The sequence below is a fragment of the Pseudoalteromonas sp. J2K-J031 genome, from assembly GCF_058197095.2.
Map to the genome: position 1 here is coordinate 280628 of NZ_CM200279.1, position 18752 is coordinate 299379.

General features: G+C 41.1%; 20 protein-coding genes. 14 read left to right on the forward strand and 6 right to left on the reverse strand.

From position 1 onward, the window contains the following. Nucleotides 1–8: 8 nt before the first annotated feature. The 7 genes from secY to rplQ all read left to right on the forward strand — a co-directional run bounded on the left by secY (nt 9) and on the right by rplQ (nt 4451). Nucleotides 9–1337 (forward strand): preprotein translocase subunit SecY, encoded by a 1329-nt coding sequence (gene secY / locus AC3KZC_RS01330; RefSeq protein WP_490578232.1) that lies wholly within the window; start codon nt 9–11, stop codon nt 1335–1337. 22 nt (nt 1338–1359) lie between these two features. Then, complete coding sequence (gene rpmJ / locus AC3KZC_RS01335; protein ID WP_009839384.1) at nt 1360–1473, forward strand: 50S ribosomal protein L36; 114 nt, start codon at nt 1360–1362, stop codon at nt 1471–1473. Between the two features lie 127 nt (nt 1474–1600). After that, nucleotides 1601–1957 carry a 30S ribosomal protein S13 gene (gene rpsM / locus AC3KZC_RS01340; protein ID WP_009839383.1) on the forward strand — a complete coding sequence of 119 codons (357 nt, stop codon included), beginning with the start codon at nt 1601–1603 and terminating at the stop codon, nt 1955–1957. An 11-nt stretch (nt 1958–1968) separates the two neighbouring features. Beyond that, the gene (rpsK, locus tag AC3KZC_RS01345; protein ID WP_009839382.1) at nt 1969–2355 is read left to right on the forward strand and encodes a 30S ribosomal protein S11; all 387 of its coding nucleotides are present in this window, start codon (nt 1969–1971) and stop codon (nt 2353–2355) included. A gap of 23 nt (nt 2356–2378) precedes the next feature. Continuing rightward, entirely contained in the window at nt 2379–2999 is a 621-nt protein-coding gene (gene rpsD / locus AC3KZC_RS01350) for a 30S ribosomal protein S4 (protein ID WP_009839381.1), read from the forward strand. A gap of 23 nt (nt 3000–3022) precedes the next feature. Next, complete coding sequence (locus AC3KZC_RS01355; protein WP_009839380.1) at nt 3023–4009, forward strand: DNA-directed RNA polymerase subunit alpha; 987 nt, start codon at nt 3023–3025, stop codon at nt 4007–4009. A gap of 40 nt (nt 4010–4049) precedes the next feature. Continuing rightward, nucleotides 4050–4451 carry a 50S ribosomal protein L17 gene (gene rplQ, locus AC3KZC_RS01360; protein WP_490578231.1) on the forward strand — a complete coding sequence of 134 codons (402 nt, stop codon included), beginning with the start codon at nt 4050–4052 and terminating at the stop codon, nt 4449–4451. 779 nt (nt 4452–5230) lie between these two features. Here rplQ and AC3KZC_RS01365 read toward each other — a convergent pair. Further along, entirely contained in the window at nt 5231–6121 is an 891-nt protein-coding gene (locus AC3KZC_RS01365) for a DMT family transporter (RefSeq protein ID WP_490578230.1), read from the reverse strand. A 209-nt stretch (nt 6122–6330) separates the two neighbouring features. On the opposite strand from AC3KZC_RS01365, the gene AC3KZC_RS01370 reads away from it, so the two are divergent. From AC3KZC_RS01370 to AC3KZC_RS01395, 6 genes are all read left to right on the forward strand, one after another. Continuing rightward, nucleotides 6331–6696: a hypothetical protein gene (locus AC3KZC_RS01370; protein ID WP_490578229.1), complete on the forward strand. Its 366-nt coding sequence runs from the start codon at nt 6331–6333 to the stop codon at nt 6694–6696. A 57-nt stretch (nt 6697–6753) separates the two neighbouring features. Next, the gene (locus AC3KZC_RS01375; RefSeq protein ID WP_490578228.1) at nt 6754–8001 is read left to right on the forward strand and encodes an efflux RND transporter periplasmic adaptor subunit; all 1248 of its coding nucleotides are present in this window, start codon (nt 6754–6756) and stop codon (nt 7999–8001) included. 13 nt (nt 8002–8014) lie between these two features. Further along, nucleotides 8015–11116: an efflux RND transporter permease subunit gene (locus tag AC3KZC_RS01380; protein ID WP_490578227.1), complete on the forward strand. Its 3102-nt coding sequence runs from the start codon at nt 8015–8017 to the stop codon at nt 11114–11116. Nucleotides 11117–11281: 165 nt separating this feature from the next. Then, a complete protein-coding gene (locus tag AC3KZC_RS01385; protein ID WP_490578226.1) occupies nt 11282–12361 on the forward strand; it encodes a M24 family metallopeptidase in 1080 nt (359 codons plus the stop codon). A gap of 9 nt (nt 12362–12370) precedes the next feature. Then, nucleotides 12371–13321, forward strand: a complete 951-nt coding sequence (lhpI, locus tag AC3KZC_RS01390) for a bifunctional Delta(1)-pyrroline-2-carboxylate/Delta(1)-piperideine-2-carboxylate reductase (RefSeq protein WP_490578225.1) — start codon at nt 12371–12373, stop codon at nt 13319–13321. A gap of 114 nt (nt 13322–13435) precedes the next feature. Further along, a complete protein-coding gene (locus tag AC3KZC_RS01395) occupies nt 13436–13837 on the forward strand; it encodes a hypothetical protein (protein WP_490578224.1) in 402 nt (133 codons plus the stop codon). Nucleotides 13838–13964: 127 nt separating this feature from the next. Here AC3KZC_RS01395 and AC3KZC_RS01400 read toward each other — a convergent pair whose 3' ends face one another. The 3 genes from AC3KZC_RS01400 to adhP form a co-directional block, all read right to left on the reverse strand. Continuing rightward, entirely contained in the window at nt 13965–14696 is a 732-nt protein-coding gene (locus AC3KZC_RS01400) for a hypothetical protein (RefSeq protein WP_490578223.1), read from the reverse strand. Nucleotides 14697–14788: 92 nt separating this feature from the next. Next, on the reverse strand, nt 14789–15538 hold the full coding sequence (locus tag AC3KZC_RS01405; RefSeq protein ID WP_490578222.1) for a hypothetical protein: 750 nt from the start codon (nt 15536–15538) through the stop codon (nt 14789–14791). Nucleotides 15539–15654: 116 nt separating this feature from the next. Continuing rightward, complete coding sequence (gene adhP / locus AC3KZC_RS01410; RefSeq protein ID WP_490578221.1) at nt 15655–16668, reverse strand: alcohol dehydrogenase AdhP; 1014 nt, start codon at nt 16666–16668, stop codon at nt 15655–15657. Nucleotides 16669–16853: 185 nt separating this feature from the next. Between adhP and AC3KZC_RS01415 the strand changes: the two genes are divergently transcribed. Further along, the gene (locus AC3KZC_RS01415) at nt 16854–17453 is read left to right on the forward strand and encodes a paraquat-inducible protein A (protein ID WP_490578220.1); all 600 of its coding nucleotides are present in this window, start codon (nt 16854–16856) and stop codon (nt 17451–17453) included. Between the two features lie 75 nt (nt 17454–17528). On the opposite strand, the gene AC3KZC_RS01420 is transcribed toward AC3KZC_RS01415, so the two are convergent. Both AC3KZC_RS01420 and AC3KZC_RS01425 read right to left on the reverse strand, forming a co-directional pair. After that, entirely contained in the window at nt 17529–18152 is a 624-nt protein-coding gene (locus AC3KZC_RS01420) for an FMN-binding negative transcriptional regulator (protein ID WP_490578219.1), read from the reverse strand. 2 nt (nt 18153–18154) lie between these two features. Then, nucleotides 18155–18742 carry a GNAT family N-acetyltransferase gene (locus tag AC3KZC_RS01425; protein WP_490578218.1) on the reverse strand — a complete coding sequence of 196 codons (588 nt, stop codon included), beginning with the start codon at nt 18740–18742 and terminating at the stop codon, nt 18155–18157. Between the last annotated feature and the right edge of the window lie 10 nt (nt 18743–18752).

Genomic DNA, 18752 nt, shown 5'->3' on the forward strand with positions numbered 1-18752 from the left:
AAAGTACCATGGCTAAACCAGGTCTAGATATGCAAAGTGCCCAAAGTGGTCTAGCGGAATTGAAGCGTCGCTTACTGTTCGTACTCGGAGCTATAATCATTTACCGTTTAGGTTCTTTTGTGCCAATCCCTGGTATTGACGCCGCTGTACTAGCCGAATTCTTCGAGCAACAAAAGGGCACCATTGTTGAGATGTTCAACATGTTCAGTGGTGGTGCGCTTGAGCGTGCATCTGTATTGGCTCTAGGTATTATGCCGTACATTTCAGCTTCAATTATTATGCAGCTATTAACGCACATACATCCTGCGATGATAGAGCTTAAGAAAGAAGGTGAACAAGGGCGTAAGAAAATAAGTCAGTACACTCGTTATGCAACGCTTGTGCTAGCAACTGTACAATCAATCGGTATTGCAACCGGTTTACCAAATATGATGCAGGGTCTGGTTGTAAATCCAGGTGCTGGGTTTTATTTCACCGCAGTGGTGAGCTTGGTAACGGGCACAATGTTCCTGATGTGGTTGGGCGAGCAAATTACAGAGCGCGGTATCGGTAACGGTATTTCAGTTCTAATATTTGTTGGTATCGTTGCTAACCTGCCGTCTGCTATTGGTTCGACAGCCGAAATGGCGCGCCAAGGTGATTTGAATGTTTTAATGCTGTTAGTAATTGCGGTGATTGTATTTGCTGTAACTTACATGGTTGTGTTTTTTGAGCGTGGTCAACGTCGTATCGTTGTTAACTATGCTAAGCGCCAGCAAGGCCGTCAGGTGTTTGCTGCACAAAGTACACATTTACCACTAAAAGTTAATATGGCGGGTGTTATTCCACCAATTTTCGCTAGTAGTATTATTCTGTTCCCTGGTACAATTGCCAGCTGGTTTGGTCAGGGCGAAGGTCCTATTGCAGACGCATTACAAACAATCTCATTAGCATTGTCTCCAGGGCAGCCGCTATATGCGATGGTTTTAGCAGCTGCTATTATCTTCTTCTGCTTTTTTTATACAGCGTTGGTATTTAACCCACGTGAAACAGCAGATAACCTGAAAAAATCTGGCGCATTTATACCAGGTATTCGTCCAGGTGAGCAGACATCTAAATACATTGATAAAGTGATGACACGCCTGACATTGGCAGGTGCTTTGTATATTACCTTTATCTGTCTGGTGCCCGAGTTCATGACAATGGCATGGCAAACGCCATTCTACTTCGGCGGTACATCAATATTGATTATCGTTGTTGTGATTATGGACTTTATGGCACAAGTACAGACGCATCTGATGTCACATCAGTATGATTCTGTGCTGAAAAAAGCTAATCTTAAAGGCTATGGTCGATAAGATAAGTTTACGGAGTTGAGTTATGAAAGTACGTGCTTCCGTTAAGAAAATTTGCCGTAACTGCAAAGTTGTTAAACGTGCCGGTGTTGTACGTGTAATTTGTAGTGAGCCAAAGCACAAGCAAAGGCAAGGCTAGTAAAAGTCGTGCAGACTGAGTATTCAATACTCGGTCTGCGTTCTTGGTTGAAGTTTGATTATTGGTTGAGTATCCTAACGGGCTTTTCAATAAAATATAGTCAAATTCTTTTATAGGAGATGTGTTAGTGGCCCGTATAGCTGGCATTAACGTCCCTGATCATAAACATGCTGTTATCGCTTTAACTGCAATTTATGGTGTTGGCAAAACTCGCTCTAAGGCTATCTTAGCTGCGACAGGAATCGCTGAAACAACTAAAATCGGCGAATTAAACGATGAAACTCTTGATGTACTTCGTGAAGAAGTGCTTAAGTACACCGTTGAAGGTGATCTTCGTCGTGAAATCACATTAAATATCAAGCGTCTTATGGACCTTGGTTGCTACCGTGGTCTTCGTCATCGTCGCTCTTTACCACTACGTGGTCAAAGAACTAAGACTAACGCGCGTACTCGTAAGGGTCCTCGTAAGGCTATCAAGCGATAAGGGTAAAGACAATGGCAAAAGCACCAATTCGTCGTAAGAAAGTTAAAAAACAAGTTGCAGATGGTATGGCTCATGTTCATGCATCTTTCAACAACACTATTGTAACGATTACAGATCGCCAAGGTAACGCGTTATCTTGGGCAACTGCAGGTGGTTCTGGTTTCCGTGGTTCACGTAAATCTACTCCATTCGCTGCACAGGTTGCTGCTGAGCGTGCAGGTACTGCTGCTCAAGAGTACGGTTTGAAAAACCTAGAAGTGTTCATTAAGGGACCAGGTCCAGGCCGTGAGTCTGCTGTCCGCGCTCTTAATGCTGTAGGTTACCGTATTACAAACATCACTGACGTGACGCCAATTCCTCATAACGGTTGTCGTCCACCGAAGAAACGTCGCGTATAACAATAGGTTAGTGGAGAAAGAACATGGCTAGATATTTGGGCCCTAAGCTCAAGCTAAGTCGTCGTGAAGGTACTGACCTGTTCCTTAAAAGCGGCGTTAGAGCAATTGATTCTAAATGCAAATTAGAGACAGCACCTGGTCAGCATGGCGCCCGTAAAGGTCGTTTATCTGATTACGGTTTACAGTTACGTGAAAAGCAAAAAGTACGTCGTATCTACGGTGTATTAGAAAAGCAATTCCGTAATTATTATAAAGATGCTGCTCGTATTAAAGGCAACACAGGCGAAAACCTTTTACAACTTCTAGAGCAACGCCTAGATAACGTTGTATACCGTATGGGTTTTGCAAGTACTCGTGCTGAAGCACGTCAACTTGTAAGCCACAAGTCGGTTATGGTTAACGGTTCTGTTGTTAACATTCCTTCTTACAGAATCACTGCAGATGATGTAGTAGTTATTCGTGAGAAAGCTAAGAAGCAAGCACGTATTGTTGCTGCTCTTGAGTTAGCAGAACAACGTGAAAAACCAACTTGGGTTGAAGTAGACGGTAGCAAAATGGAAGGCGTTTTCAAACGTTTACCAGAGCGTTCTGATCTGTCTGCAGATATTAACGAACAGCTAATCGTCGAACTTTACTCTAAGTAAAGTAAGAGTTAAGAGAGGATAAAATGCAGGGTTCTGTAACCGAATTCCTAAAGCCAAGATTAGTCGAAATCGACGCAGTCTCACCAACACGCTCTAAAGTTGTTTTAGAGCCGTTAGAGCGTGGCTTTGGTCACACTCTTGGTAATGCTTTACGCCGTATATTACTTTCGTCAATGCCAGGATGTGCAGTGACTGAAGTTGAAATTGATGGTGTATTGCATGAGTACAGCGCGAAAGAAGGCGTACAAGAAGACATCATTGAAATTCTGTTAAACCTTAAAGGACTAGCGGTTACTTTAGAAGGCAAAGATGAAGTTTTTCTAACCCTGACAAAATCAGGCGTAGGCCCTGTAACTGCGGCAGACATTCAGCATGATGGTGATGTTACGATCTGTAATCCAGATCACGTTATCTGTCATTTAACGACAGCTAACAGCAGTATCAGCATGCGTATTCGTGTTGAACGTGGTCGTGGTTATGTTCCTGCATCTAACCGTTTATCCTCTGATGACGATGAGCGCCCAATTGGCCGTTTGCTGCTAGATGCATCATTTAGCCCAGTTGAGCGTATTGCGTACTCGGTTGAATCAGCTCGTGTTGAGCAACGTACAGATTTAGATAAGTTAATTATCGACATGGAAACTAACGGTACTTTGGATCCTGAAGAAGCGATCCGTCGTGCCTCAACAATCCTAGCTGAGCAGTTAGATGCATTCGTAGATTTACGTGATGTAACTGAGCCTGTGGCGAAGGAAGAGAAGCCAGAATTCGATCCGATTCTACTTCGTCCTGTTGATGATCTTGAATTAACTGTACGTTCTGCGAACTGTTTGAAAGCCGAGCAAATTCAATATATCGGTGATTTAGTTCAGCGCACAGAAGTTGAGCTTCTTAAAACGCCTAATTTAGGTAAGAAGTCTCTGACGGAAATTAAAGACGTGCTAGCTTCACGTGGTCTTTCTCTAGGCATGCGCTTAGAAAATTGGCCACCTGCAAGTCTTGCTGAATAATATAATTCACTGAATTAAGTTTAGTTAGAAGGATAGGGTAATGCGCCATCGTAAGAGTGGTCGTCAATTAAATCGCAATAGCAGCCATCGTAAAGCGATGTTTAGCAATATGGCAGGTTCTTTGGTGAAGCACGAAATCATCAAAACAACTTTACCAAAAGCTAAAGAGTTGCGTCGTGTAATTGAACCTTTAATCACACTGGCTAAGACTGATAGCGTAGCTAATCGCCGTTTAGCGTTCGCACGCACGCGTGATAGCGAAGTAGTTGGTAAGTTGTTCACTGAGCTTGGTCCTCGTTTCGAAGGCCGTCCAGGTGGCTACACTCGTATTTTAAAGTGTGGTTTCCGTGCTGGTGATAATGCTCCAATGGCTTATGTTGAACTAGTAGGTCGTGTAATTACGACTGAAGAAGTTCAAGAAGACGCACAGTCTGCAGAGTAAGTCTGATATGATAAAAAAAGCCGAGCATTAGCTCGGCTTTTTTATATCTAAATTTTTGTAAACCATTTAATGTTTATAGTTAATTCACTTAAGAGAAGCTTAAACAATTTCTGTGTGGTATTTATTTAGAAATGATATTCATACAACAAGGTTGCTACATTATTTAACAATCAGCCCGAGATTCGAATGAAATATTAAGCAATGCTCTGAATTCGTAGTTTATTTTTATTGTTACAGATTTTTTGATTGGTAATAAGGCGTACTGACGCTTCAACAGCTGCTTCATAAATGTTTATTTAGATCTGATTATCAAATATATGCGCATGATAAATATCTGTAAGACCCCGCTCTCAAATATCTATTGTGGTAAATCTTTTATCAAGTTCAAACCATATACAAAGTTAACTCAATTTGGTTGCTTGAACTGTGTTCTTATTATTAAAATTTGATTTTTAGCATAGGGTTACAGGGGTACTGTGATTAAAGCACTGATCATTGACTTACTGGTTTCTATCGAAGAGTGCGTTTGATTCATTAAGTTATTAGAAGGCTAAAAGAGTTATTTACAGTATCAGACCTTAATAGTGAAGAATAAACGAATCTAAAGCAATTACGCTTATAGGTAACTATGTTGGACTAAATTCCACAGGATTCCTCTTGGTATGCAGATTTACTTTATTAGTTGAAAATCTCTGGGTTGAGATTAAAAATTACACATTTCATTTTATTAGTTGGTATAACGCTAATCCAACGTTGAGCTTATTGAATTGATATTTCTTTTAGCTGCTCTTATTACAGCCAAACTTTTGCACTAATAAACCTGTAATAATAAGCCCTAGCCCTATTGGGGTGGTGGTATGAATTTCTTCACCCAAAAGTGTATAGATAAATACTAAAGAAATGAAAGGTGATATGAAAATTAGGTTGCTAATTTTTGATGTGTTTTCTGCTTTTTTCATCGCAAATAGCCAGAGCACAAAAGTAATACCCATCTCAAATAAGCCAACGTAAATTGCAGCTAAACTGGCCTTGATTGATGGTAAAAGCCATGCATCTTGCCAGGTCATCACAAGCGATATAAGTGGCAGTGCAATGCTAAAGCATATAAAGAGGCTAACTACGGGTTTATCGGTATTTTTAGTATTAAAAATCCAATAAAGCGACCAAAGGAGTGTGCTTAGGAGCGCCAAACCAACACCTAGAGGGCTTTTAAAGTTTAGTTCGGTGATTTGACCCTGAGTGCAAATTATTAACACACCAAAATAAGCTAGGCTTAGCGAAATGAGATCGGCTTTACGTAGTTTTTGGCCAAGCAATGGTACCGCTAATAAGCTTAAGGTAATTGCCCAAGTATAATTTAAAGCTTGAGCTTGTTGTGCGGGAAGTAATTCATAAGCTTTAAATAAAATTAAGTAATAAAGAAAAGGATTAATACTACCAAGCTTTAAGTAGCGCCAAGGGTGTGCTTTAAAGCAATGCACCACGTTTGCAAAATCTTTTGTGTAATACAAAGAGCCCGCTAAAAAAAGCCAACTAACAAATGATGAAAAAAACAATAGTTGCAAAGATGTCAGCTGCTCAAGTGCAAGTTTAAATGCGGTAGCAACTGTTGACCATAATAAAACGGCAGCAAGACCAAAAAATAGAGCGTGGCGTTGATTTTTAACCATAATGGTGTGATTAAATTCTGTACGTATAAAAAGGCCGCTAAAAATACCATATTTAATATTTAAAGATAGTAAAACAATATACAATTTAATAAAGTTATTAAATATCATATAGATAAATAATAAGGTACAAGCTAAAGGATAACTCTTTTGATGTCATTTAGCCTCGACCATAACTAGCGTTCCAAATTTAAATCGATTAGACTTGCGTTATGAAAATTCTGCATATATTCATTTTTATTATTTTTTTGTTGAATATCGGTTTTACACCCACTGTAAATGCCGAGGATCAGAACTGTGCGATGCACCATCAGCAAATGAATAATATGGACAATGCATTAACTACAGTAGATATCGCTCAGTCTCATTCATGCTGTGATGAGGTTGTACAAGAAATGCAAAGTTGCCCTGAAGACTGCGGGCATTGTCAATCGCATTGTTCAGGAATGGCCATGTTACCTGTTATTGCGGCTCCTGATTTAGATGTTATGAACCAAAGTTCGGATAACCACTACCGAAATGTTTATTATAACGAGCCAACAGAAGGCTGGTTAATCCCTCCAATTTTTCACTCTTAAACTAAAAAAAGCCTACTGTTAGCAGTAGATAAATTTAATTTACAGAGTAATTTATTCATGAAGAATTTTTTGTGGCTCATCAGCCTTATTTTTATTTTTTCCGTTAACGTTCAATCTGCCTCTACAGCAGCCCCGTCAGAAACAACGGTTATTACTGATTTACTGCAACAGAATAGCCAGCAGCGCTATGTTTGCCCTATGCATAGCCATATTGTCAAAGATCACCCAGGTAAGTGCCCAATTTGTGGGATGGATTTAGTTTTGGTTGAGCCGACCGAGCAATCAGCTGATTTAATGGGAGGTTTAACAGTTCCAGGTCATACACAGCAAAGCATGGCTTTAACCACGGCTAAAGTTGTTAAAAGTACTTTGTGGCGTTATATCGAAACCTTTGGTGCTATTAATTATGATCAAAATGGTATTCATCACGTTCATCCGCGTGCGGCTGGGTGGATTGAAAACTTACAAGTTAAAACCTTGGGTGAAGAAATAAAAAAAGGTCAGTTACTGTACGAGATTTATTCACCTGATTTAGTCGTTGCTCAAGATGATTATTTATCAATGTTTAGGGATAACCATAAAGCAACGGATTACCTTAAGTTACGTGGCCGCACACGACTAAAGTTACTAGGTATGACAGATGCTTTGATTGAGGAGCTTCAAAAACGTAAGCAATCTTTTTTTCAGGTCCCCTATTATGCGCCTTTTGATTCGGTAGTTACTGAATTGGTAATTGGCGAGGGCATGTTTGTTAAACCTGAAGACCGTTTGATGACGTTATCTGATTTAAGTCGTGTTTGGGTACTTGCGGATGTGTTTGAGCATCAAATGGATTGGGTTAAAACAGGTAAGTGGGCTGAGTTCGATTTACCTGCGTTGGGAGTATACGCAGCTGAAGGGCAAGTGGAATACATCTACCCAGCATTGGATCCTAAAACTAGAACCCTGAAGGTGCGGTTAGCATTGGACAATAAAGATCATAAATTTAAACCAGCTATGATTGCCAATGTGCGAATTTACGGCGGTCCTAAAAATGACACGCTTAATATTCCTGTTGAAGCACTGATCCGAACCGAAAAACAAAACCGGGTAATTATCAAAACGTCAGATACTACTTTTGCAGCAAAAGAAGTGTCTATTGGCATGATCACCCAAGGGCGTGCTGAGGTTATTTCTGGATTAACGGAGGGTGAGCTAGTGGTGACCTCGGGTCAGTTTTTGATTGATTCAGAAGCAAATATCCGCTCTGCTATTTTAAGAATGGGCACTTCTGCATCAGCGATGCCTTCAACGCATCAGCATTAACTGGGGTTATAAAATGTTAAAAGCAATTATAGGCCTGAGCTTAAAACACAAAATGATGGTGGTGTTGATTGCACTACTTTGTGTTGTTCTTGGCTTTAAAGCAGTTAAAGAAACACCGCTTGATGCCATTCCTGATTTATCTGATATTCAAGTGATCGTTAAAACGAGTTACCCCGGCCAAGCCGCTGAACTCATTGAGCAGCAAGTCACTTTTCCATTAGCGACCAGTTTAATGGCTGTACCAAAAGCGAAAACTGTCAGGGGTTTTTCTTTTTTTGGTGATTCGTATGTCTATATTATTTTTGAAGATGATACGGATCTGTATTGGGCACGTTCTCGCGTTTTAGAGTACCTAAGTCAGGTTGCAGCTCAATTGCCTCCAGAGGCGAAGCCAGAGCTGGGTCCTGATGCTTCTGGGGTTGGTTGGGTTTATCAGTATGCGTTATCTGACCCAAGTGGTCAGCATAATCTAGCACAGTTAAAATCATTACAAGATTGGTTTTTAAAGTTTGAATTGCAATCGGTCGAGGGTGTCAGTGAGGTAGCTACGGTTGGTGGCATGGAGCAAACCTATCAAGTCGTTTTAGAGCCACTTCGCTTAATGCAATATGGATTGACCTTACAACAAGTAAAGCAAGCGATTGAGCAAGCAAATCAAGAGGTCGGTGGGTCGGTTCTCGAAATGGCCGAAGCGGAATACATGGTTCGCAGCCAAGGTTATTTGAAAAGTATAAAGGATTTTCAAGCCATACCTTTGGGTGTGACCAGTGAGCAGGGTACGCCGCTATTATTAGAGCATGTTGCTTCAATTCGCCTTGGGCCACAAATGCGCCGCGGTATTGCCGAACTCAATGGTGAAGGTGAAGTGGTCGGTGGAATAGTTGTAATGCGCTATGGTGAAAATGCCTTAACCACTATTGCCGGTGTAAAAGAAAAACTCAATAGTCTCAAAGCAAGCCTGCCAGATGGTGTTGTTATTACAGAAGTGTATGATCGCAGTCTTTTGATTGAGCGCTCTGTCACCACACTCAAAACCAAGTTGATTGAAGAGATGTTGGTTGTGGTTTTGGTTTGTTTTATCTTTTTACTCCATGTACGTTCAACTTTGGTTGCGGTGATTTGTTTGCCTCTGGCTGTTTTGATTGGATTTATTGCCATGAAAGCGATGGGGATTAATGCCAACATAATGAGTTTAGGCGGTATTGCGATTGCAATTGGCGCACTTGTTGATGCCGCCATTGTTATGGTGGAAAATTTACATAAGCATTTAGATGAGTTTCAACAGCAGCATGGTCGCAGTGCTAAAGGGGCTGAGCATTGGCAACTGGTTCATACTGCTTCGGTTGAAGTTGGGCCTGCTTTATTTCTATCTTTACTCTTAATCACATTGAGTTTTATCCCTGTTTTTGCCCTTGAGGCTCAAGAAGGCAAGCTATTTGCTCCTCTTGCATATACAAAAACATTTGTGATGGCGGCTGCAGCATTATTATCCATCACGTTAGTGCCTGTATTAATGGGCTTTTTGGTTAAGGGTAAAATACCAAGCGAGTCAGCAAATCCAATTAATCGAGGATTAATTGCCATTTATAAACCGATATTGCGTATTTGTTTAAAAGCACCTTGGACTGTAGTCGTTGTTTCACTCTTAATTGGTGCGTCCAGCTATTATCCACTGAGCAAAATGGGCGCTGAGTTTATGCCTGAACTTGAAGAGGGTGATTTGCTTTATATGCCAACCACGTTACCTGGAGTGTCAATAGCCCAAGCAGGGGCGATTTTGCAGCAAACCGATCGGTTAATTAAAACTCAGCCCGAGGTTGCTTCTGTATTTGGTAAGGTGGGCCGCGCAGAAACAGCAACCGATCCAGCGCCGCTCACTATGATTGAAACGACCATAGCGTTAAAGCCAAAATCAGAATGGCGAGAGGGAATTACCTTAGATGACATTATTGCCGAGCTTGATAGCAAAATTAAGTTTCCGGGTTTAACCAATGCATGGGTGCAACCGATTAAAACGCGAATTAATATGCTCTCAACAGGGGTTAAAACCCCTGTTGGCATTAAAATGTCGGGAGCCGATTTAGCGGTAATTGAGCAAATTGGTCAACAAATTGAAGCTATTTTAGCTCCGCTGCCTGGTACTAATTCGGTGTATTCAGAGCGTGCGCAATCGGGTCGTTATATTGATATTGTGCCAAGGCGTGCCGATGCGGCTAAATATGGTTTAAGCATCGCTGATATTCAATCGATTATAAAGTTTGCTTTAGGCGGCGCTAATGTCGGTGAGTCAATACAGGGGACAGAGCGTTATCCCATTAACTTGCGTTATCCGCGCCGTTATCGTGATCAAATTGAAAGTTTGGCAACACTGCCATTTGTAACCGCAAGCGGAGCGTGGGTGACACTTGAACAAGTAGCCGATATTGTCATTAAAGACGGGCCGGCTTTAATTAAAAGTGAAAATGGACGCACTATTGCTTGGACATTTATTGATATAAAACCAGATGTCAGCTTGGGTGACTATATAAAAACCGCTCAAGCAGCGCTTGATGAGCAGCTTGTTTTACCGGCTAAATACACCATAAGTTTTGCCGGTCAATATGAATATATGCAGCGAGTTGAAGCGAAATTGTTGTATGTTGTTCCGATTACGCTATTAATTATATTTGTGATTTTGCACTTAGCTTTTAGCTCGGTAACTCAAGCATTGCTCGTAATGTTGACGTTACCTGTCGCACTTGCAGGTTCAGTGTGGTTTGTTTTTTGGCTTGATTATCAATTATCAGTTGCACTTGCAGTAGGTATGATTGCATTAGCGGGTGTTGCAGCGGAGTTTGGGGTCGTGATGCTGATTTATCTAAATCAAGCATGGCAAAAAAACGCAGGGCAATTGGTTTTGGCTATTGAGAACGGCGCCGTGCAGCGAGTGCGCCCTAAAGCCATGACAGTCTTAACTATTATTGCAGGCTTGTTGCCTATTATGCTTGGAGCGGGCACAGGTAATGAGGTAATGCAAAAAATAGCTGCACCTATGCTCGGTGGCATGATATTAAGTCCTTTAGTATCAATGCTATTAATTCCTGTTGGTTTTTATATATTAAAACGACGGGGTTAGCCTGACAGATACAGCCCTCATCTTTGAGGGCTTTTTTGTTAGCGATTTTTGAAACGAAAGAATCCAATGGCTTGCCAACGCCCTTTATTTGGAATATTGTATGCAATATTGGTTTGGTATTGCTGTATTAATTGTTGAGAGTAAAGCTCGATAGGTTTGGTAGATATGAAGAGTATTTTTAGTACACGTCAGCATGCGTTAAAGCAGTCATTAGCGGTTAAAAAAATAGATGGTTTACTGATTTTAGGCCATGAAAATATCCAGTATATAACCGGGTTTACCGGTAATGCTGCGTACGCGATTATAACCGAAAAACATCAGTTTTTAATCACAGACTATCGCTATTTTGAGCGTGCCCAGTCTGAGTGCCAAGGCTTTGAGGTTATTTGTCGCGACCGTGATAACGAAGCGTTAGGGGCATGTATCAAGCGTCATTTAATTGATGTACGTAATTTAGGTTTTGACGCTGCATTTATTAACGTGCATGCATGGCAAGATATTGCTGTGCAATTAACTGAGATCACTCTGAGTCCAGTTGTTGGTTTAATTGAGCAGCAGCGCATGATCAAAGATGAGTGGGAAGTAAAGCAGATTGCCCTTGCTGCAGCGATTGCAGATCAAGCACTCAATGAAACGATGCCTTATTTCACAGAGGGTGCTACTGAGCGCGAGGTAGCGCTGGAGCTTGAATATCGCATGCAAAAACTTGGCTCAGAAGGTATGGCATTTAATACCATTATGTTATTTGCAGCGCGTACTTCGCTACCTCATGGTGTTCCGGGTGAGCAAAAATTACACGAGGGTGATTTTATTACGCTTGATTTTGGCGCAGTGGTGAATGGTTATCGCTCTGATATGACTCGAAGTTATATTTTAGGCGCTGCCAGCACTGAGCAAAAAGTGATTTACGATACGGTTGCAGCAGCACAACACGCTGCAGTGGCTACGTTAAAGCCAGGAGTGAGAGGCGTTGATGTTTATTTGGCTTCTAAAGCGGTGCTTGATGCTTCGCCTTATGCCAAATGGCAGGGCGAGGGCTTAGGTCATGGGGTTGGTTTATTTTTACACGAACAGCCTTTTTTAACAGCTAAAACAAACTATCAATTACAGCGCGGTAATATTATTACCATTGAACCGGGGATTTATATTCCAGGGCTTGGCGGCGTGCGTTTAGAAGATGATTATCTAATCACTGATAAGGGTTGCCAAGTATTAACACATGCCCCCAAACCTTTTGAAATTTAAGAGAGTGATATGTTAGTAATTGATAAAGCACAGGTTGAAAATGCTTTAGATTTTCCAAGTTTAATTGATGCGCTTGATTGCGGGTTTACTGGTAATTTCTCGATGCCCAAACGCCAAGTATTTGAACTTATACCTGATGATTCGGCGCACAATGCGTTTGCTGTTTTACCAGCTTGGAATGATGATGTGATTGGTGTGAAATCATTTACTTATTTTCCACAAAATGCCGCGCAGGGTTACGATTCACTTTATTCAAAAATTATGCTTTTTGAACGCAAGCACGGAGTGCCGTTAGCCTTAGTTGATGGTACTACTGTGACTTACTGGCGCACCGCTGCAGTATCGGCTTTGGCATCGCGTTATTTATCGCGAGAAAACAGTCAAAACCTTTTGTTTTTTGGTTCAGGTAACCTCGCTAGTTTTATGATCAAAGCACATTTGAGTGTTAGGGCGCTCACCAAGGTGGTGATTGCTGCACGAAATCAGGATAAAGCACAGGCGTTAATTACACAATTACAGGCAGAACACCCTGATGTTTTTTTTAGTCTATGCCAGGAGTTGCAATTAGCAGTTGGCAATGCGGATATTATTAGCTGTGCTACAGGGGCAAAAACGCCCTTGTTTGACGGTGCTTGGTTAAAACCCGGTGTGCATATTGATTTAATCGGTAATCATCATAGTGATCACCGTGAATGTGATACTGAAACTGTGCTGAGGTCGAGCGTTTACCTCGATAGCACAGTAAATGTGATGAATGAAGCCGGTGAATTACTCATCCCCATTGCACAAGGCGCAATAACGCAGTCGCACATAAAAGGCGAGCTTTCGAGCTTATGTACTAATAAACGCACAGCACGGCGCAGTGAACACGAAATCACCTTGTTTAAATCGGTGGGAACAGCGCTGAGTGATTTAGTGGCTGCTCATCTCGTTTATAAAAAAACAATTAGCGAAAGCTAAGGCATCCATTTTTTGCTGCAACGCTTTATTTAAAGAAGTTAGTGCGCATTAGTATAAATCTGATGTGATTAATCCATTCACTGAATCCTAAAAAAATAATAAAAGGATCAAAAGATGAAGTTAGAGTTAACCTTGGTTGGTGTTGTTATTTTATTATTAGGATTGGAGCCTTTTATTCGCCAAGCCATTCAGAGTATGAAAAAGCGAACGTGGCGCGTGTGTAAAATTGAAGCGGTCACTCTGATATCAAGTAATAAAGCCATGCCATTTAGTAACCTTGCCAATCAGCAGATGTTGGTTGAATACTCGTTTGAACAGCAGCGCTTAAGTGTGGTGATGAATTATAATAAGCACTTTTATAATAACTATGCCGCAAATACTGACAGCCATTTATTAGTGGATCCTGACGCGCCTAAACGAGTTCAAATGCGCACGTTAAAACACCCAAATGTGAGTGTTGTTTTTATCATTATAGGTGTTTTTGTGGTGTTTTATGCTCAGCTTGGTGGATATTAACGATAAAAGAGTTTATTTATCAAATTGTTATAAATAAAAGCCGATAAGGTAAGTATCGGCTTTTATTTAACGGTAAGCAGTTCAAAAAAGCGTTTATGTGAATCGCACTTTGGTGTTAAACACCTATTTAAAAGCGGTAACCCACACCTAAAGTAATCACAGGGTAAAATTCAAAGTCAGCAATATCTTCTTCTAGGGTGTTTTTTTCAGTCGTTAAGTTCGCGTTGAACTCTTGTACTAGTGGGTTAGTTGTATCTGAAATATCAAAGTAATTAGGTGTTCCATTAACATATACGACAGCATTGCCACTGGCAGTTAGATCAACTTTGGGGCTGCCGGTAAATAAAACACCTAACTCAAACGAAAACATCCAGCCCGCATCGGTTGTATTACCCCAGCCCATCCCAAGATAGCCACTGCCAGAGTTACCTAGCTCCATGTTGGCATTCAGTGATAGTGGGTTTGCAGTATCTGAAAAATAAGTAACGTCGCCTAATTCATAACCTTCAGAACCTGCATCTTTGGCTGTGGCTTTTATTTCGTTATTATTGATGTAATAACCACCGGTTAGTCTGAACGTGCCGCTAAATGGGCGCCAATCTACTAAAATGCCGGCTGTTGATAAATCAATCTTACCTGAGTAGTTAATATCATCTTCTTCAATATCATCGCTGTAATTTAATGCATTGGCTTGTAAGCGCACATTAAAGTTTTCATTAAAACGATAATCTAGCTCAGCACCCGCACCTAAAGTCCCAGCTTTTAAGCTTGCACCAATTGCGCTTGCTTCTAGGTTTGTTGATGTGGCTAATAATGCAACCAAGCTTAAACTTGGTAGTAAAAAAGTAGATGACTTCATGTTTTATCCTTATTAAACAGTTGGAAGATAAGTATATCTTCTATTTACAATAGTGATAATTGAGTAATGTTATTTTCTTTGAATGAATAGGCTTAATGTGTATTTTTCTCAAGCGCGTGTTTAAAAAACCACAGATTAAGCAATACGTTCATCAACAAATCTTGCTCCGATTGAGGAAGAGCTTTATTAATCCAAACATCGCCGGGTTCAGCCATTGCTACAGCAGCAAGTTTTTCAGTCCCTTTTAAGATTTCAAAGCCAATAAAGGTTCGTTGGGGAACAGGCATTAAATCGTAATTAACAGGCCGAATGTCATAAGCGTTATTGCTTTGGTCATAAAGTTTGAACTCAGCTTTGCCGTAATTATCAGCAAGGATCAGCAGCTGCCATGGTTGTTCTGAGTTGCTAAATTGGCAGTGGTAGCTGTAACTGGCATCAAAATTTAGGGGTAATGAAAACCGCGAGTTGAATGACCAAGATTGCTCGTTGGAGCGAATGCTTTGGCGACAACGATTTTTACTGTTATTGGTTGGGCTGTTTAATTGGTAGCTAAACGACTGCTCCTTATTCATGCTTTGGTCGTTATAGCCAAGCTTATCCATGCCAATAGACGTGCCTGAGGCGGTACTGGTTTGCCAGCTGATATCCATTTCTGAGACTGAGTAAGGGCCTACCGTGATATTGAGTTTATCCTCAAGCCAAAAACCTTTGTTTGTGATAATTGAATAGTGGTTACTTGAACCAACAAACTGCGGGGAATGCGGCATTAAGGGTAAGAATTCAGTTGTTTTGCAAGCTGTTAATGCCAGTCCTGCGGTAATTATTAAGGCGATGCGTAACATGTTAAGCTCCTTTTCTAGTGCAATTGAATGTAATAATACAATTGAACGAGGAGTTTGTTGTTATAAATTGTCAGGCTAGTTCAATATTATTGTTGAACTAGCCTGTTTATCGTCATTTAGTTGATTTTCATCACGACACGGCCAGTGATGTCGCCTTTAATCATGTCTGTAAAAATATCATTAATATCTTCAAGTGACCTTTCAATGGTGATGGCTTTGACCTTACCGCGCGCTGCAAAATCCAGGCATTCCACTAAATCTTGGCGAGTGCCAACAATCGATCCAATGATACTCACGCCATTGAGCACAGTATCAAAAATAGGGATTGGCATTTCTTCTGGCGGTAGGCCAACCAATACGCATTTACCACCACGACGAATGGCGCGGTAACTTTGTTCAAATCCTGCTTTGCTCACCGCGGTGCAAATTGTTGCATGCACACCTTGAGTTTGTTTGAGTATTTGACCAATCACGTCATCGGTTTTGAAATCAAGGCAGATTTCAGCGCCCAGCTCTTTAGCTAAAGATAGTTTTTCAGCACCAGTATCTACCGCCACCACATTAAACCCCATAGCAACAGCATACTGTACAGCTAGGTGGCCTAGTCCACCGACACCAAAAATAGCCACCCAGTCGCCTGGTTTAATGTTGGCAACTTTTAAAGCCTTATACGTTGTAACGCCAGCACAAAATAAAGGCGCGGCTTCAACATAGGTTAAATTATCAGGTATTTTAATAACGTAGTCACCGTGAGCTTTGCAGTACTGCGCATAACTACCATCGACCGAATAACCCGCATTTTGTTGTGCTAAACATAAGTTTTCATCACCGCTGAGGCAATATTCACAGTGACCACATGCACTGTATAGCCAAGGAATACCGACTCGATCGCCAACTGCTAAGTGCGTGACTTGTGAACCTAAAGCCACAATTTCACCTACGCCCTCATGGCCTGGTACTAACGGCAGTTTGGCTTTTACAGGCCAATCACCATGACACGCATGTAAATCAGTATGGCATACTCCACAAGCATGAATTTTAACTAAAATATCTTGTGGATTTAATGTTGGCGTAGGGCGCTCTTCAATGACAAGAGGTTCTTTGTAACCATGGGTGACAGCTGCTTTCATATAATCCTCCAAATTAATTGCCTCTATCTTAAAGTAAAGCGCATCCGCTAAATCCGAACTAGATCAATTTATGTTGAGATAGCAGTAAATTATGAGCGAAAGGTTTGTTTACAAAAAAAGCACAGACAGCGCAAAAACACAGTGTTAGCATTCACTATTGCCGTTTTTAAAAGTTAGATTGGGTCATGAAACAAAAAATAGCTTCGTTATTTATGGTTGTGTTGGCGCTTGGGTTGTTGATACCTGGTATTACTTTACCTGTACTCACTTTGCAGGGACACATTGAAAAGTCACAATTAGCGCAAGCGGGTATTGAAATGCTGGCTGAAGATGGCAATAGCCGTTCACGCGGTATGTTACAAATGGTCTCGGGGATGTTGGGGCTTGATCAGCTAGAGGGCCAAGTGCAGGTGTATCACAAAACGCGCAGCATCTGGGGTACTGTGAACGAGCTAAAAGCAAATAATAACGTCTTAGTAGCTTGCTTAGTAGCGCTGTTTGCGGTGATTGTGCCGCTTATCAAGTTGTTGTCACAGTTATTATATACCTTATTACATCCTTGCAAGTTTAAGCGTTTTGTTGGGTGTTTTACCCAATTGGTCAGCAAATGGAGTATGGCTGATGTCTTTGTTATAGCACTGATTGTGACTTATTTGGCGGGTAATGCGGATGGTCAAATGGGTGAGTTGTTAATTATGAAAGCAGAGCTTGGTGCTGGTTTTTGGTATTTTGTTGGTTATTGTGTGTGCGCTATTTTATCGGGATATTTAGTGTCGGATAATTAAAAAACATTAATTAAAAAACAGCACAGTCATCAATGTTTTCCTTTTTAGCATTTATGCTTTTTAAAAATGGCGCAGCTAATCCTGCGCCATTTTTATGATTCTTGCTAAAGCGGGTTGCTGATGCTGCGTTAATTGCGCGCGAATCTCCGCGACCGTAACCGCAGATTTATTTTGGCTTAATTTTAAATGGCCGTTTAATTGCGTAACTTCAATGGTAAATACGCTAATTACGTTTAACATGGCGCGAAAGCTTGGTGTTGGCAGGGTGCTAATTGACCAAGGTTTAACTGCAAACTGTTGTTCGAGTTGATGCTCGAAGTGATCACTAATTATGCTCATCAGTACTTGTTTATCGTGTGATTCACGCACGATTGTTGCGATGCCATCGACCTCTAGTTTGGCGTAATTCCAGGTCGGCACTTTTTGCTCTCGTGGGCTATAGCTGGGTGAAATATATCCGTCAGGACCGTTAAAAATGAGCTTTATAGCGGGGTTTTGTTGCTCAAGAGCTAACGCTAGGGGGTGAGCACGGCTAAGGTGGCCAAGTAGTTTGCCGTCATGCCAAATAAACGGTAAATGACTTATGTGTGGCCAACGACTGTTACCTTGTTGAAACATTACAGTTGCTAGCGGAAACTCAGCCACTAAGGTATGCAGCAATGCGGTATTATCTGATTGGTAATGTGCTGGTGGATACATTATTAATATTCCTTCATTTTTAGTTCAAGAGTTTGTTTTATTTCGGGCCAGTCGTCATCGGTGATACTAAATTGAGCGCTACTGCGGTATTCACCATTGGGTAATAATCGACACTTTCGGATTACGCCTTCAAAGTGAGCGCCTAAACGAGTAATGGCGCTGCGAGATTGCTGATTATGTTGATGAGTAATAATCGATACACGCACGCAGCCTAATTGCTCAAAGGCGTGGCGCAACATGGCGTATTTAGCGTGGGTATTAATATGGCTTCGTTGCCACTGCGGGTTAATAAAAGTATGGCCAATTTCAAGGCTGTGATTGATTGGGTCTAAGCGAAAGAATCGAGTGGTGCCGACTAAGGTTTGGCTGGTTTTATCAAAGGTGGCAAATACGAGTTGTTGTTTGGCATTAAACTGGGCTGTGTCGGTAAACCAAGTTTCGATTGTTTCAGCTGATTGGCAGTAATTTTCAAACAGCCATTGCCAAATTTTTGGGTTTTGCCCTGCGATTAATAATTGGGGTAAATGTGCAGCTTCAAGTGGTATTAAGGCCACTCTTTCAGTCTGTAAGGCTAATTTATCAAATTGCATGTTGTCGCTC

Excerpts from the sequence above, each read along its gene's own strand:
- secY (WP_490578232.1), top strand. The coding sequence starts at position 9 with ATGGCTAAACCAGGTCTAGATATGCAAAGTGCCCAAAGTGGTCTAGCG.
- rpmJ (WP_009839384.1), top strand. The coding sequence starts at position 1,360 with ATGAAAGTACGTGCTTCCGTTAAGAAAATTTGCCGTAACTGCAAAGTT.
- rpsK (WP_009839382.1), top strand. The coding sequence starts at position 1,969 with ATGGCAAAAGCACCAATTCGTCGTAAGAAAGTTAAAAAACAAGTTGCA.
- rpsD (WP_009839381.1), top strand. The coding sequence starts at position 2,379 with ATGGCTAGATATTTGGGCCCTAAGCTCAAGCTAAGTCGTCGTGAAGGT.
- AC3KZC_RS01355 (WP_009839380.1), top strand. The coding sequence starts at position 3,023 with ATGCAGGGTTCTGTAACCGAATTCCTAAAGCCAAGATTAGTCGAAATC.
- rplQ (WP_490578231.1), top strand. The coding sequence starts at position 4,050 with ATGCGCCATCGTAAGAGTGGTCGTCAATTAAATCGCAATAGCAGCCAT.
- AC3KZC_RS01365 (WP_490578230.1), bottom strand. The coding sequence starts at position 6,121 with ATGGTTAAAAATCAACGCCACGCTCTATTTTTTGGTCTTGCTGCCGTT.
- AC3KZC_RS01370 (WP_490578229.1), top strand. The coding sequence starts at position 6,331 with ATGAAAATTCTGCATATATTCATTTTTATTATTTTTTTGTTGAATATC.
- AC3KZC_RS01375 (WP_490578228.1), top strand. The coding sequence starts at position 6,754 with ATGAAGAATTTTTTGTGGCTCATCAGCCTTATTTTTATTTTTTCCGTT.
- AC3KZC_RS01380 (WP_490578227.1), top strand. The coding sequence starts at position 8,015 with ATGTTAAAAGCAATTATAGGCCTGAGCTTAAAACACAAAATGATGGTG.
- AC3KZC_RS01385 (WP_490578226.1), top strand. The coding sequence starts at position 11,282 with ATGAAGAGTATTTTTAGTACACGTCAGCATGCGTTAAAGCAGTCATTA.
- lhpI (WP_490578225.1), top strand. The coding sequence starts at position 12,371 with ATGTTAGTAATTGATAAAGCACAGGTTGAAAATGCTTTAGATTTTCCA.
- AC3KZC_RS01395 (WP_490578224.1), top strand. The coding sequence starts at position 13,436 with ATGAAGTTAGAGTTAACCTTGGTTGGTGTTGTTATTTTATTATTAGGA.
- AC3KZC_RS01400 (WP_490578223.1), bottom strand. The coding sequence starts at position 14,696 with ATGAAGTCATCTACTTTTTTACTACCAAGTTTAAGCTTGGTTGCATTA.
- AC3KZC_RS01405 (WP_490578222.1), bottom strand. The coding sequence starts at position 15,538 with ATGTTACGCATCGCCTTAATAATTACCGCAGGACTGGCATTAACAGCT.
- adhP (WP_490578221.1), bottom strand. The coding sequence starts at position 16,668 with ATGAAAGCAGCTGTCACCCATGGTTACAAAGAACCTCTTGTCATTGAA.
- AC3KZC_RS01415 (WP_490578220.1), top strand. The coding sequence starts at position 16,854 with ATGAAACAAAAAATAGCTTCGTTATTTATGGTTGTGTTGGCGCTTGGG.
- AC3KZC_RS01420 (WP_490578219.1), bottom strand. The coding sequence starts at position 18,152 with ATGTATCCACCAGCACATTACCAATCAGATAATACCGCATTGCTGCAT.
- AC3KZC_RS01425 (WP_490578218.1), bottom strand. The coding sequence starts at position 18,742 with ATGCAATTTGATAAATTAGCCTTACAGACTGAAAGAGTGGCCTTAATA.